This window comes from Sphingobacterium sp. UBA7855 (assembly GCA_002500745.1).
Classification (GTDB): Bacteria; Bacteroidota; Bacteroidia; order Sphingobacteriales; family Sphingobacteriaceae; genus Sphingobacterium.
On sequence record DLST01000018.1, the window covers coordinates 19940 to 33393 of the forward strand.

Annotated in this window: 12 protein-coding genes; 3 read left to right on the top strand and 9 right to left on the bottom strand. The window is 41.0% G+C overall.

Annotated features, from left to right (window positions below):
* The first annotated feature begins 23 nt into the window (after nucleotides 1-23).
* Nucleotides 24-1031, top strand: coding sequence for an FKBP-type peptidyl-prolyl cis-trans isomerase (locus tag B2107_RS16530; RefSeq protein WP_293956759.1), 1008 nt, complete (start codon nucleotides 24-26; stop codon nucleotides 1029-1031).
* A 74-nt stretch (nucleotides 1032-1105) separates the two neighbouring features.
* Here the strand turns inward: B2107_RS16530 and B2107_RS16535 are convergent, their stop codons facing one another.
* Genes B2107_RS16535 through B2107_RS16545 form a run of 3 tightly spaced genes read right to left on the bottom strand, consistent with a single transcriptional unit; the run spans nucleotide 1106 to nucleotide 4633 of the window.
* Nucleotides 1106-2269 carry an ABC transporter permease gene (locus B2107_RS16535; RefSeq protein ID WP_293956760.1) on the bottom strand — a complete coding sequence of 388 codons (1164 nt, stop codon included), beginning with the start codon at nucleotides 2267-2269 and terminating at the stop codon, nucleotides 1106-1108.
* A gap of 11 nt (nucleotides 2270-2280) precedes the next feature.
* A complete protein-coding gene (locus B2107_RS16540; RefSeq protein WP_293956761.1) occupies nucleotides 2281-3237 on the bottom strand; it encodes an HlyD family secretion protein in 957 nt (318 codons plus the stop codon).
* A 1-nt stretch (nucleotide 3238) separates the two neighbouring features.
* Entirely contained in the window at nucleotides 3239-4633 is a 1395-nt protein-coding gene (locus tag B2107_RS16545; RefSeq protein ID WP_293956762.1) for a TolC family protein, read from the bottom strand.
* Between the two features lie 356 nt (nucleotides 4634-4989).
* Between B2107_RS16545 and B2107_RS16550 the strand changes: the two genes are divergently transcribed.
* Complete coding sequence (locus B2107_RS16550; RefSeq protein ID WP_293956763.1) at nucleotides 4990-5757, top strand: TatD family hydrolase; 768 nt, start codon at nucleotides 4990-4992, stop codon at nucleotides 5755-5757.
* Between the two features lie 12 nt (nucleotides 5758-5769).
* The gene (locus B2107_RS16555; protein ID WP_293956764.1) at nucleotides 5770-6789 is read left to right on the top strand and encodes an asparaginase; all 1020 of its coding nucleotides are present in this window, start codon (nucleotides 5770-5772) and stop codon (nucleotides 6787-6789) included.
* A gap of 96 nt (nucleotides 6790-6885) precedes the next feature.
* Here B2107_RS16555 and B2107_RS16560 read toward each other — a convergent pair whose 3' ends face one another.
* Genes B2107_RS16560 through B2107_RS16585 form a run of 6 tightly spaced genes read right to left on the bottom strand, consistent with a single transcriptional unit; the run spans nucleotide 6886 to nucleotide 13454 of the window.
* On the bottom strand, nucleotides 6886-8193 hold the full coding sequence (locus B2107_RS16560) for a bifunctional folylpolyglutamate synthase/dihydrofolate synthase (protein WP_293956766.1): 1308 nt from the start codon (nucleotides 8191-8193) through the stop codon (nucleotides 6886-6888).
* A gap of 11 nt (nucleotides 8194-8204) precedes the next feature.
* Nucleotides 8205-9032, bottom strand: a complete 828-nt coding sequence (locus B2107_RS16565; RefSeq protein WP_293956767.1) for an energy transducer TonB — start codon at nucleotides 9030-9032, stop codon at nucleotides 8205-8207.
* A 56-nt stretch (nucleotides 9033-9088) separates the two neighbouring features.
* Nucleotides 9089-9499: an ExbD/TolR family protein gene (locus B2107_RS16570; protein WP_293956769.1), complete on the bottom strand. Its 411-nt coding sequence runs from the start codon at nucleotides 9497-9499 to the stop codon at nucleotides 9089-9091.
* Complete coding sequence (locus tag B2107_RS16575) at nucleotides 9499-10206, bottom strand: MotA/TolQ/ExbB proton channel family protein (RefSeq protein WP_209580578.1); 708 nt, start codon at nucleotides 10204-10206, stop codon at nucleotides 9499-9501. The genes B2107_RS16570 and B2107_RS16575 overlap by 1 nt, the downstream gene beginning before the upstream one ends.
* Nucleotides 10207-10237: 31 nt before the next feature.
* Nucleotides 10238-11671, bottom strand: a complete 1434-nt coding sequence (locus tag B2107_RS16580; protein ID WP_293956770.1) for a hypothetical protein — start codon at nucleotides 11669-11671, stop codon at nucleotides 10238-10240.
* Nucleotides 11672-11711: 40 nt separating this feature from the next.
* Entirely contained in the window at nucleotides 11712-13454 is a 1743-nt protein-coding gene (locus B2107_RS16585) for a TonB-dependent receptor (protein WP_293956771.1), read from the bottom strand.

Here is a 13454-nt window from a genome sequence, read left to right on the forward strand (position 1 = left end):
GATATAGTAACATACATTAGAAAATGAAGAAAGCAATTCTATTTTTCGCGGCTGCCGGTCTTTTGATGACGTCATGCCAAAAATTCAAAAAGGCTGAAGGCGGTCTTGAGTATAAAATCGTAGATGATAATGCAAAAGAAAAAGCGGTATCGGGCGATTTATTAGCACTTGACATGGTTGTGAAAACGGACAGAGATTCTACAATGCAGAGTACCTATGACATGGGAGTCCCTCAGATCGTTCAATTATATCCAGATAGTATTATTGCAAAAAACCCAGGTGACCCTACAGGTTTATTCAAATACGTAGGTGAAGGCGATAGCTTGGTTTTCAAAATCAACTTGGATTCTATGGCTGCTAAAACACACCAACCAAAACCAGAATTCGCGGATAAATTCATCATTTACTCGATAAAGGTCAAAAAACATTTCAAAAAAGGAAAGTTGACCGATCAACAATTGGGTGAACAAGTTCAGAAATACTTTGAAGAAGAATTGAACAAGCATAAAACTGCAGAGCCTGCAAAATTGGAAAAATACATCAAGGATAAAAACTTGAAAACAACCAAAACAGCTTCAGGTCTTCAATATGTAATTACGAAACCCGGAACAGGCGCAAATGCTAAAGTAGGTGATTCTGTCCATGTAAACTACGTAGGTTCATTGACCACTGGAAAAGTATTTGATACAAACCTTCCTGATGTAGCTAAAAAAGAGAAAATCTTCAATGCACAACGTCCTTACGAAGCATTAAAATTCCAATTAGGTGTTGACGGAGTAATCCCAGGTTGGACTGAAGCTTTTCAATTGTTTAACAAAGGAACGAAAGCAACTTTAGTAATCCCTTCATCTTTGGCTTACGGCGATCGCCCTTCTGGTATAATTCCTCCATACGCTCCTTTAGTATTTGAAGTAGAAGTATTGGATATCAAACCTGGAAAAGTTCCAGCACCTACAGCAACAACTCCTGGTATGGTAGCACCTACAGGAACGACTGCTCCAGCTACAACAGCTCCAGCAACGAAAAAGTAATTTAACAGTATATTTTAATACAACAAAAAAGCGGTTTCATTAAGTTGAAACCGCTTTTTTGTTGTACAAGATTTTTATGATTTAATCGTCCTTTTAATCTTCCTTATTTTCATCCATAGGATAACTACAGCCAACGTAAAGCTAATGATCATAATGATGGTCAATGAAACAAGTGCTTTATTGGTGTGGTAATTTTCCGCATGCTGTATAAATAGCAATCTAAAGATCCGGAGATAATGTGTAGACGGAATAACATTGGCAATCGCCTGCACCCATTCTGGCATCAGGCTGGATGGCCAGGTAAATCCACTCAGAATAAAAGCGGGTGTTGCAATCACCATAAGGACCTCTGTCGATTTCAGCTGCGATGGCAGTAATATACTAACCAGCACACCAATAAAACACACAGCGAGTAAAAACACAAATGTACACAACACAAATCGGCCAAAATCAGCTTGTAAAGGCATACGGTAATATTGGCCAAAACCCCAATATAAAACCAGAATACCGACAGACATCAATATATATGGAAAAATCTTTACAAGAATAAGTCCGATAGGATTACCGATTTTACGCACAAGATCCGGAAACGTGTTACCTTCAAACTCTGACGAAAAAGACAAAGCCAAGCCAAGGAGCAATACCTGTTGCAAGACCGTAATTAAAACCCCCGGCAGCATAAAATAGAGGTAATTGCCGCTTCGAATATTTTGCTTCACAAAGGTTGTTTTAAAAGGTTCATATTGTTGAGCAGCGATTTTGGCAGGAACACCTCGTTTCATCTGCGCCTGAATTTGGATTCCCGCTTTAAGTGTTGAAGCGCAAACATTCACCGCCATCATCGCCGTGTTGGAGGTCAATGTATTAGCTCCATCAACAAAAACAGTCATTTCGGGCAACCTGCCTTGCTGTACTCCAGAAGCAAAACCCTTGGGAATATGTACAATCGTAGTTGCCTCATATTGCATAGCAATATCTTTTGAATCAAATAAGGACGGTAATACACGGGCAACTTCAATACTCTCATTATCGGAAAGCATATCAATGAAGGAACTGCTTAAGGGACTATTATCTTCATCGACAACAATGATCGGCATCTCCGTCACTTTGCCCTGTTGATAGACATGACCCACCAAGATACCGTACAAAACTGGCGCACCGAGAAAAAGCATCAGCAGCACTTTGTTATTGAAGAAAAGTTTAAACTCCCGTTGGATTAGTTCTATAAATTTTTTCACATTCAAACCCTTTAATTCGCATGGAGAACCACAAGCGTTTTGGTTAATAAATCTTTAGCGCCAGCACTATCCTCAGGAACAACCTTTAGCTCAAATACAGCCTGTTGCGGATCAAAATCGGGATAGGCAGAGGCTATGCTCGCATACGAATTTAACGCCTTAATACTGATCACTTTCGCTTTAACTATTTTGTGGTTCAAATAAGGGATTTCCACTTCTACAGCAGCACCTTTTTGAAATCTTCCAATTTGGTTTTCAGGCAATGTGAACCTAAAATAGGTTGAATGATCAAGAAAGCCATTAATAATCGGATAACCTGCCATCGCCAGTTCACCAACTTTCAGATTAATGGTCTCCACGCTCATATCTTGTGGGGCAATGATATATTTTTCCCCCGCAGCAACCTTCACTTCAGACACCGCTCCGAGCGCACGTTCCTTCTGTCCCAAAGCCATAAGCTGCTGTTCTTTTCTAGCTCCCTCTTGAGCTTCAGCAAGTTCAGCCTGAGCAGCGAGATATTGATTTTTGGCCCCCTGATATTTGGCGTAGGTCTCGTCGTACTTTTGCTGCGGAATCAGGCTGTCCTGCAAAAGGGCCTCCAGCCTACCTATTGATTTTTTCGCAAATTCATATTGTTCCTTAAGACCATCTACTTTTGCCTGAAGTTGTGTCAATTGCCCTTTTGTAGCACCTTTGACTGCCATATTATATTGAGCGTCAGCAGACTGCAGCGCTCCCTTTGCCTGCTCTTCTTTCGCATCTACCTCGGGAATACTCAAAATAGCCAAGGTATCACCCGCATGCACAAAGTCACCCTCTTCAACCAGAAGCTTCGCAATTTTCCCCGGAACCTTTGTCACAACCGTCACCTGCTCACGCTCCACTTTCCCTTCAATAGGCTTCTCTCTGTCTTGATTTGCACAAGAAACTAGGAAAAACAGCAATAATATCCCATATAAATTCTTCATCTTACTCATGTATGGTTTGTAATAATTTTCCTGATGTATGTAATAACTCCACTGCTGCAGTACGTTGCTGCAACACATTATTAAAATAGCCTAAATTGACCTTGTACCAATCGTTTTCGGCAGCCAATAATGCTGTAACATCTATCAATCCAGCTTGATACTGCTTCACCGCCATAGAAAGATTATTTTCAGCGACTTTTAATTGCTGTTCGCCAACCTTCAGCTTTTCATTGCCGGTTGTGTAAGTGACGGTATTCTTACTCAATAATAGCGTTAACTTTTCCTGTGTATCTTCCCGTTTGGTCGTATTGATATGTTGATCGAGTTTAACTTGCCTAATCTTATTCAGATGCTCGCCGCCCGTGTAGAGATCCCATTTGACGCCCACACCAACTATTAAGTTGGGAGTCCCCTTAATGGAATTGAGCGGTAAATTGACTGTACCCAATAGGGATTGGTCTTTAACAGTTAGCTTGGAATTGAATACATTCAGATAGTTTGCAGAACCAAAGGCAAAGACCGCAGGAAGCGCCCCTCCTTTTTCTTTTTTGTACACGTACTCGTAAGCTTTGGATGAAGCATCCAGTGCTTTGAGCTCAGATCGCTGCTCAACATCGGCGGGGAGCTCCGACAAAAATATAGGTTTGGGTATATAATGGATCCCACCAACTTTCTGAGAAGAGATTCCGGTTTCCTGTGCAAGCTTTTGACACAACAGGTCGCGGTTGCCCGAAAGCTCCACTTTTTTTTCCTCCAGCTCCAACAATGCCAATTTCAGTTTATCGCGATCATAAGGTATTGCAAGGCCATTTTGAATCGCTTTATTCACCTTTTCTTGCTCTTTCTTTAATCGCTTTTCGGAATCCACGATCAATTTATCAACTTCATCCAACAACATCAGTTGATCGAAAGAAGCAATAATATCTTTTGAAAGTGTTTCCCGGCTCGCTGATTCCAGGTACTGTTGGGCAACAGCTTTCTCCTGCAATGCTTTTATTCCATTCGGAATCTGCAGCCCCGAGAAAATAATCTGCTTCACAGACACGCCTGCATAAGCAGCTTGGCCATGTAGGCTAAATCCCGTTGCTCCTTCAAACAAGCCTAAGTTTAGTAATGGAATATTAACCGTCGGAATATCAACGCTCCCATTGCTATGAACATAACCGTATAATCCGAGTGCGGAGATATGGGGCAGCCGATTTGCTTTTACACCCTCGGCTTCCAAACGTGCTTTATCAACTTCGTAGGCCTTCAATTTCAACTCTTTATTCGTCTGAAAAGCTTTTTGAATAATATCTTTTACCGACGGGTCAATCCAGGATTGCGCATGTAGTTTGTTTAAAAACAGAACCGATGCCAAAGTCAATAAACCCAGGCTTAACTTCTTATTCATCATATGATCCATTAACTCTTATAAAATTAGGACAATAACCGCCTCGCTTATCTGTTTAACAATAAATCTAACGGTATGTTTGACTGCTAACTCTTTTTATTCAATATTCTTGCCAACGCGAATAACATGCATCAATGAGGCATTCATGTACCCATAGCACCCACCAAAAAATCGCTTTTTCGAAGAAGCAAAAAATGGAATCCAATGTTTGAGCAGTTATCCACTATTATTTTTCATTTTTGCTAATTAATAAGTTATCTTTGGAGATCGAATTGAAATTTTGGTAATTAAGCGTACTACTTTATTCGATAATAATAAAAACAAGTTTTACCCTAACCGCTGCCGCCACGCAGAAAACTATGTTGCTTACAGATACACATACACACATTTATTACCATGCAGGAACGACAAAACTGCAAGAAAATCTCCAACGTTGCTTTGATAATGATATCCAACGTCTTTTTTTGCCGAATGTGAATAGCGCTTCCATAAAACCTGTATTTGATACCGTAGCAGCTTATCCAGAACATTGTTTTCCCATGCTTGGATTACATCCCTGCGACGTAAAGAAAAACTATGTGGAAGAGTTAGAAACCATCCGAAAGAGCTTGGAAACAAACAAAGTCCATGCCATAGGTGAGATTGGGCTGGATCTTTATTGGGATAAAAGCACGCTTGAAATTCAAAAGGATGCCTTTCGAACTCAGGTTCAATGGGCTAAAGAATTAAATTTACCAATCGATATCCATTGTCGGGAAGCCTTTACTGAATTGTTCGAATTATTGGAAGAACTCCACGACGACAGACTGTTTGGCGTTCTGCACTGCTTTACGGGCAGCCTGGAGCAGGCCCATCAGGCGATCGATTTAGGGTTCGCCCTTGGTATTGGCGGGGTCGTTACCTTTAAAAAAGCGGGCTTAGATCAAGTCGTTAAAGAAATCGACTTGAAGCATATCGTTCTTGAGACCGATGCACCCTATCTGGCACCTGTCCCTTTCCGCGGTAAAGAAAATGAGAGCAGCTATTTGGTTTACGTCGCTCAAAAAGTAGCTGATCTGCATCAGATTTCCGTCGAGAAGGTCGCCGAAATCACAACAGAAAATTCAAAACGTATATTTGGTATATAATTTCAAAACTCAATGCATAATATCTTTATTATCTACACAGGTGGGACCATTGGAATGGTTAAAGATGAAACAGGAACATTCGTTCCTTTCGACTTTGAATTGATCAAACGTAATCTCCCTGATTTAAGTCGCTTAGACTATAAGCTGACCGTGCACTCTTTCGAACCTATTATCGATTCATCCAACATGAAGCCTGAAATATGGATTGAAATGGCACAAATTATTAAGGATAACTATGCGAATTACGACGGTTTTGTTATTCTACACGGTTCCGATACAATGGCTTTTACGGCCTCCGTACTGAGCTTTATGTTGGAAGGACTCCAAAAACCGGTTATATTATCGGGTTCCCAGCTGCCTATTGGCGAAATCCGAACAGATGCCCGAGAAAATATGATGACCGCCCTTGAAATCGCTTCGGCAAAACAAGATGGCGTATCTATCATACAGGAGGTATGTATTCTTTTCGACAATAAATTATTCCGTGGCAATCGCTCATTTAAATATAATTCGGCCAAATTTGAAGCCTTTAGATCGCCAAACTATCCCGTATTAGTGGAAGCCGGTATTCACCTCAAATACAATACAGATGCTTTATTGAACAATATTAATAAAGAATTTATCTTGCATACAAAACTCGATAATAGGGTCGCGGTATTGAAACTATTCCCCGGAATATCTGCGGAAACAATCAAAGCGGTATTAAACTCCGATGTCCGCTCCATTGTGATGGAAACATTTGGTTCAGGAAATACCACCACTGACACGTGGTTTCTGGATTTACTGAAGGAAGCGATTGAGCAGGGTAAAAACATCCTGAATATTTCTCAATGTAAAGTTGGATCGGTCGAATTAGGTCGTTATGAGACTTCACAAGGACTTAAATCTATCGGCGTGCTCAATGGCTACGACCTTACATTTGAAGCGGCAGTAACTAAATTGATGTATCTTCAAGGTGAGTTAGAAGATCAAAAAGAAGTCGCCTATTGGATTGAAAAGGATATCCGCGGTGAATTGACTGTAAATGACTAAGGATAAATGACAATAGATCAAAAAAGACTTATCACTCGATAAGTCTTTTTTGATCTATGTATTTCCAAAGCATAGATTTCGCTACAATGTCAATTCTTATTGTTCAGTGGGCAGACCAGCAAGCACTTCCGCAACCACAAAATTACTTCCACCCACAAAAATAAGATTGCCCTGCTGATAAGCATTTTTTGCTGCATCAAATGCGGCCGTGACACTCGGAAAGTCCAGCCCATTTAATCCAAATCCAAGAGCCTCTTTACGTAATTCACTAGCTGGCAGTGCACGCGGCATATCCGGAGCAGAGAAATAATAAGTTGCGTCTTTGGGCAAATGAGGGAGCATATGTGTTAAGTCCTTATCGCGCATCGCCCCAATGACAAAGTGAAGCTTATCATAGTTTGTAGACGCCAGGTTTTTCAACACTTCATGAATTCCGTCTTCGTTGTGTCCCGTATCACAGATAACAAAAGGTTCTTTAGACAATTGTTGCCAACGTCCTTGGATCCCTGTGGTCGTTTGTACTTTCTTCAAGGCTTCATGAACGTGATGATCACTGATCGCAAAGCCCTGTTTACGCAATTCATCCACAGCTAAGAGGACGCCAGCGAGATTCTTGACCTGATAGGAACCTTTTAGATCCAGTTGGTAGTCTACTGAATGACCCGCAGTATCTGTCGCTTGTACCGTCAAATAATCTTGGTCCACGCCCATCATTTGTGTCGCATACTTGTCAGAAGCAAATTGGATCGGTGCACGTTCAAGCGCTGCCTTATCCAAAAATACAGCAGCTGTCTCTTCAGCATATTCCGAAATAACGACAGGTGTATTTCTTTTGATAATTCCCGCCTTCTCAGCAGCAATTTCCGCCAGTGTATTACCAAGAAGATTCATGTGATCAAAACCGATATTGGTAATTACCGACAGCAAAGGCTGAATAATATTGGTGCTGTCCAAACGCCCACCAAGGCCGACTTCAATGACAGCGATATCAACCTTATTCTTCTCGAAATAATCAAAAGCCATGGCTACAGTAATTTCGAAAAACGATGGACTGACTTCTTCTATAAGCTCGCGATGGGTACTGACAAAATCAACAACAAATTCTTTCTCACATAACTGACCATTGACACGAATACGTTCTCTGAAATCCAGTAAATGTGGTGAAGTATAGAGACCTGTCTTATATCCTGCTTCGGCCAAAATAGCGGCCAACATATGGGAGGTGGATCCTTTTCCGTTTGTACCGGCAATATGTAATGTTTTGAATTTTCGCTGTGGGTTGTCCAAAGCAGCGCAAAGTTTGATGGTATTGTCAAGGTCTTTTTTGAAGGCTGAGGCGCCATCCCTTGTAAACATAGGCAATCGAGTATACAGATACTCGATTGCCTCATTATAAGCATTCATGGGAATGATTTTTATCTTAATCTAAAATTGAATACAATCCGTCCTGTCTGCGAGTCTGGCGCATTCGGCAATTGATTCAACCGAGCACCTCTAACAGCACGCTCACATTTTTCCAATAGGGAAGGATCAGTAATTGTGGTTCCCTTCACACCAGCACGCGCATACGTTATAACTCCCTGCTTGTTGACTCTGAACTCTACAGCAACCTTTCCCGCCTGCTGTCCATTGTCGTCGATACTTGGTCTCTGGGTGAAGCTGCGGTTTTCAATGGATAACATCATATTGCCGTTTCCAGATCCGCCTTCGCCATAATTACTTGCCAAGGGATCCCCTAATTTGGAACCTTGATTACCCGGTGTTGTTCCTGTGCCATCACCTGCTCCAGTACCGTTATTTTTATTGCCTTTAAAAAGTGCTTTAGCATTCGCCTGTGGAGCCACCTCTTTGACTTCTTTGGTTGTTTCTGGTGCTTTCGACACCACCTTTTTCTCCGTCTTTGTAACCGCAGGAGCATCTTCCAGATCTTGCGTGACGACTGCCTTCTCAGCAACCTGTTGGGTTGGGGTCGGTGTTGGAGTTTCCACAGGATCGATACGGTCCGGACGCTCATTATTGGCGTTCGGATCTACGGAAGGCTCTTCGACACTCATATAGTCATCACCCATGCCCTCTGGAGAGGTACCATAGTTGACAATAAGCCCTCCCATACCTATCATAGGAGGTTCTTCCGCCTTAAACACCACAAAAAAACCAATCAAAAGCAACGATGCCATGACCAAAGTCGATATCCCCAATGCCTTAGGGAAATTATTTTCTTCATGTTGAAGATGATATCTCATCGCATTAATCTCCTATATTAATAGCTGACCATTAAACAAAAAAAGTTTAATTGTTCCTATTTATCTTTTTTTGGTTCTGTTGCCAATACCACTTTAATCTTCAATCGATTCGCGACATCCATTACAGAAATAACATTTTGGATAGGAACCGTATTATCGACGTAAAGCATAATTGTCAACTCTTCTCCGGCAGCCATTTGTGATTGGATTGCAGCTTCCAACCCTTCTATAGGAACTGGAGTTTTGTCAATAAAATAACCTAAATCTTTGGTAATCGAAACCGTAACGGTCTTTTTAGCAACAGACTGCTCTCCTGCGCTGGACTTTGGCAACAAGAGCTTGACAACTTGAGGATTAGACACTGCTGAGGCCAACAGGAAGAACAACATCAAGAAAAACATGATATCATTCAGCGCTGAAGTATGAACCTCTGCAGATGGTTTATTTTTTCTACTTCGTAAATTCATTATCTTCCTGGTTCATCCAATAAATCAATAAATTCTACTGCATCCGTTTCCATACGCAAAATTAAACGCTCGACCATCATATTTAAAATATGGTAACCCAAGTAAGCTAAGATACCAACGGCAAGACCGGATGCAGATGACACCATTTTCACATATAAACCTCCTGAAACAGAAGCAATATCAATACCACCTGCTAATTCAACCTCATGGAAAATCTTAATTACCCCAAAAATCGTACCCACGAAGCCCAACATTGGAGCAATACCGGCAATGATACCCAAGATATTAATGTTTTTCTCCAATTTGGCAACTTCCAGCTTACCTACATTTTCGATGGCACCTTCAATATCTTTGATCGGTCTACCTACACGCAATAAACCTTTTTGCAACATACGTCCCAATGCAGAGTTACTTGAGCGACACACCGCTAAGGCAGAATCCAGATTTCCAGACAGTACATTCGCTTTTACCTGCGACATTAAGCTATTATCATATTTTGCGGCACGACGGATGGTTAGATAACGTTCAAAAAATATTACCAATCCAATAAAAAACAACAATAGGATTGGAATCATAATCCATCCCCCTTTGATCATCATATCGATCAAACTCATGTTTTCTGTACTTGCGGCGGCAGGTAACGGTTGTTGCGCAGCTTGATTAAATGAATCCACAGCAGCTGTTGCTGTATCCTGTACTAATGACATAATTATTAATAGTTTTATATAGTTTCAACTTCTACAAGGGATCTACCCAAGCATCCTTAATCTTATTAACCACCGATTTTTTTGCTAGCTGAGCCTCCTGGTTAGTCATATAAGTATTTAAGATAATTTTCTTTCTATCCTTTTTATTCTTGCCTTCAACGGCGCGTGCTGTCTTATAGCCCATTGCCCGCAAACGCTGTGCCTCTTGTTCGGCACTTACCATAGTTTTTGCAGATCCAATAACAACCTGATATCTTGGCTGTGCCACGGGGATAGACTCTTTGATCACCGGGTTTGCGTCCAAAGCCGTCGGTTTGGCCGTTCCATTACTCGATGGTACAATTGCTGTATTTTCAACAGAATCTTTCACTTGAAGCTTAGCCAACGAATCGACATTGCTTAAACTATCTGCTTGTGCGCTATTAGTCATGGTATCAGCAGCTATAATCGGCCGCTTTTGAGCAAGTGTATCTGCGGTTGGTATAACAGCCTTTTTAGAGCCAAATAACGAATCTTTCAACGCTGGATTAGTGTAAACGACCGCTACCGCAACCATGGCGAGCACAATAATTCCAGTCATCCAATACCAGACCGCATTTGAATTTCGTGGCTCCTCTTCATAGATATTTGGTGGATATGTCGAGCTGGCATTAGCCGTCGCTATAGCACCTATTTCCTTGCTTGAATCTGTTTCTGCTTTTGGAGTAATAGATTGACTGTTATCAGCCACCATAGGTGCATTCACAAGTTCAGACTGCTGATCTTTGTCCTCCGTTACCGAAGATCCTTCGATTTCGACATCATCGGTGCGATTGCTTGTTAATCCAGTTACCTGTGCAGGCTCATCAGCAACCGTACTCTTTACCGCTTCCAGTTCATCTGCCGCTTCAGCTTCGTCTTCGATAACTTCTTCAACCACCACCGTTTCATCTTCATCAGGCCTATCTGGAATAGAGTCTTCAACAAGCTCCTCTTGAGAAGCGACTTCTACGACGACAAGTCCTTCTTCCAAAACTGGTTCCGCATGCTCATTTTCGCCTTCCAAAGGAGAAACAACTGTTTCAATCTCTGGTGACACAAGATTCGTTACCGGTTGGAAGTCGAAACCCGATAGGTCCAAAGGTTTAAATACTAAGCTTGAACCGTAACTAATCAATAGGCCAAGATCATCCAGTTTAGCCTGTCCAAACTGACCCAAATCAGCTCTCATACTATCAACAGCATCCGATAAAATCTGCTGCGCCTGACTTAGGCCCAAATTCTCCTGTTGCTGAATATAATGAACAATATTAAATCCATGCTGCGCAGAATAGTCAAGTTCGACATAGGAAATTGGCGGCAAAAATACATTATGCTGTTTATCGAACTGAGCCGGAGAATGAATTCGTTTGAACACACCTATTCCCGGCACGTATACTTCCGCATAACGTTTTAATAAACTATTGATGTTTTTGCCTAGATTCATTGCGCACTATTTTAAGATGCAAATTTATAATCTTAATTCGTTAAAACGAATAATTAAGACCACCAATTACATTGAAGCCCAATCGTGGGTAATACATATAACGTTCGTATTCTTTTCCAAAGATATTATTTGCTTTGACGAAAATACCAAATTGCTTTTTGACCCGATATTCTGCACCTGCATTAAGATCAGCGAACGAAGCGATTGTTGCCTTATGACCACTGTCGGTAATACGGCTGCCATCTGTATTATAATCATAGATATATGCATACGTGTTACCTTGAGTAGAAAGTTCAGCATCTACGAAAAGCTTATCAGAGATATTGAAACGCGCATTGGCCTGCATGCGGAATTTTGGCAATCCCCACGCTTCCTCTTCATCGCTCAAATTATAATCGTCGATATACACCCTACCTCCTAGATTAACCAGTTGTGAAAGGCGTACATTAATTTCACCTTCAAATCCCATATGCTTCGCCTTATTGATCACGCCATCATAAACGACATCGAATGCCCAAGGAACATAACCATTTTGGGTATCGCCAAATGCACTATTTTTAAATAAAGGCAAGCCCTCGATCTGTTTGTAAAATACCTTTACTTTATAACCAAAAGTTGCTCCTGCATTTCCTTTTAATCCCGCATAAATGTTCATTTTCTCAATAGAGTTTATCATTTTAGCGTTCGGGGCCAAATAAGGATTTTCTTTCGCAAAGCTGCGGAAAGAAGCTTGCTTTACGCCCCCATTAATTCCGGCAAACAAAGAGATATATTCAGGTGCCAAAGCAAAATCAGCTTCTACTGAAGGAAAAATATTGAACCGTGAGTTATCACCAAATTCGGAAGTTAAATTTGCCCCCAAGGTAACGTTATAATTATCGCCTTTAAAACGAATATACGGATTGACTACGGCTAAATGATTCTTTACTTCAGCACTATCTTTCACGTTGTTCATCGTCACGCTCACATTTGCACCGACATTAAATGCACTTAAACGCTTGTTCAGATAACCGGACAATGCAATTGAGTTTTCTTTGGCTTTGTAGGCATCTTTAAACAAATAGCCATCAACTTTCGCCGAATAGCTTATTGCCTGTTCATTTTTGGGATCTACATTACTTGATAGTTCACCATTTAAATAGATATCAGTAAATGTCTGTTTATCTGGACTTGTATTTAACAATGTTGTTCCCGATTGATCGAAAGTTTGACCATAGAAATTTGTACCATAACGATTGTAACCAAGCGTACCCTTTACTGTTACCGCATCCAACACCCGGCGGCCAAAAACACCAATATCTTGTGTACTGAATTTCTGTCCGTCAATATTACCCTTTTGGCTCAGATGCTTTGCAAATAAGCCGAATCGCGTATTTTCATACTGTTCAGAAGCTAAATAGGCCTCGCCCAAGATACTGTTATAGTTACCGATACCAAACTTGACATAGTTGCTACTATGCTCAAACGGTTGTGCGAAAGGAATCTCCTGCACATTTAACTGTTTCAATCCAGTATTGATATCCAATTTCTTATCCAAAATATTGTTGTAGGTCAACTTGGGCTGGTATTCCCTTTTATTGGTCATATCCGGACTGCGCCGAATTTTCACAGCATCTGCAAGAATGGGTTTATAATCACGAACAACATCAAAAGAATCGATAGTGACTGGTTTCTCAGGATCATTCTTCTTGCCTGTTTCTTGTGCAAAAGAATTCAATCCCACGCCCATCAAAAGCGCTGCTAAAGTATATTTCTTCACGTTTCTATTTTGCAACTTCTTCAT

Excerpts from the sequence above, each read along its gene's own strand:
- B2107_RS16530 (WP_293956759.1), top strand. The coding sequence starts at position 24 with ATGAAGAAAGCAATTCTATTTTTCGCGGCTGCCGGTCTTTTGATGACG.
- B2107_RS16540 (WP_293956761.1), bottom strand. The coding sequence starts at position 3,237 with ATGAAGAATTTATATGGGATATTATTGCTGTTTTTCCTAGTTTCTTGT.
- B2107_RS16545 (WP_293956762.1), bottom strand. The coding sequence starts at position 4,633 with ATGATGAATAAGAAGTTAAGCCTGGGTTTATTGACTTTGGCATCGGTT.
- B2107_RS16550 (WP_293956763.1), top strand. The coding sequence starts at position 4,990 with ATGTTGCTTACAGATACACATACACACATTTATTACCATGCAGGAACG.
- B2107_RS16555 (WP_293956764.1), top strand. The coding sequence starts at position 5,770 with ATGCATAATATCTTTATTATCTACACAGGTGGGACCATTGGAATGGTT.
- B2107_RS16560 (WP_293956766.1), bottom strand. The coding sequence starts at position 8,193 with ATGAATGCTTATAATGAGGCAATCGAGTATCTGTATACTCGATTGCCT.
- B2107_RS16565 (WP_293956767.1), bottom strand. The coding sequence starts at position 9,032 with ATGAGATATCATCTTCAACATGAAGAAAATAATTTCCCTAAGGCATTG.
- B2107_RS16570 (WP_293956769.1), bottom strand. The coding sequence starts at position 9,499 with ATGAATTTACGAAGTAGAAAAAATAAACCATCTGCAGAGGTTCATACT.
- B2107_RS16575 (WP_209580578.1), bottom strand. The coding sequence starts at position 10,206 with ATGTCATTAGTACAGGATACAGCAACAGCTGCTGTGGATTCATTTAAT.
- B2107_RS16580 (WP_293956770.1), bottom strand. The coding sequence starts at position 11,671 with ATGAATCTAGGCAAAAACATCAATAGTTTATTAAAACGTTATGCGGAA.
- B2107_RS16585 (WP_293956771.1), bottom strand. The coding sequence starts at position 13,454 with ATGAAGAAGTTGCAAAATAGAAACGTGAAGAAATATACTTTAGCAGCG.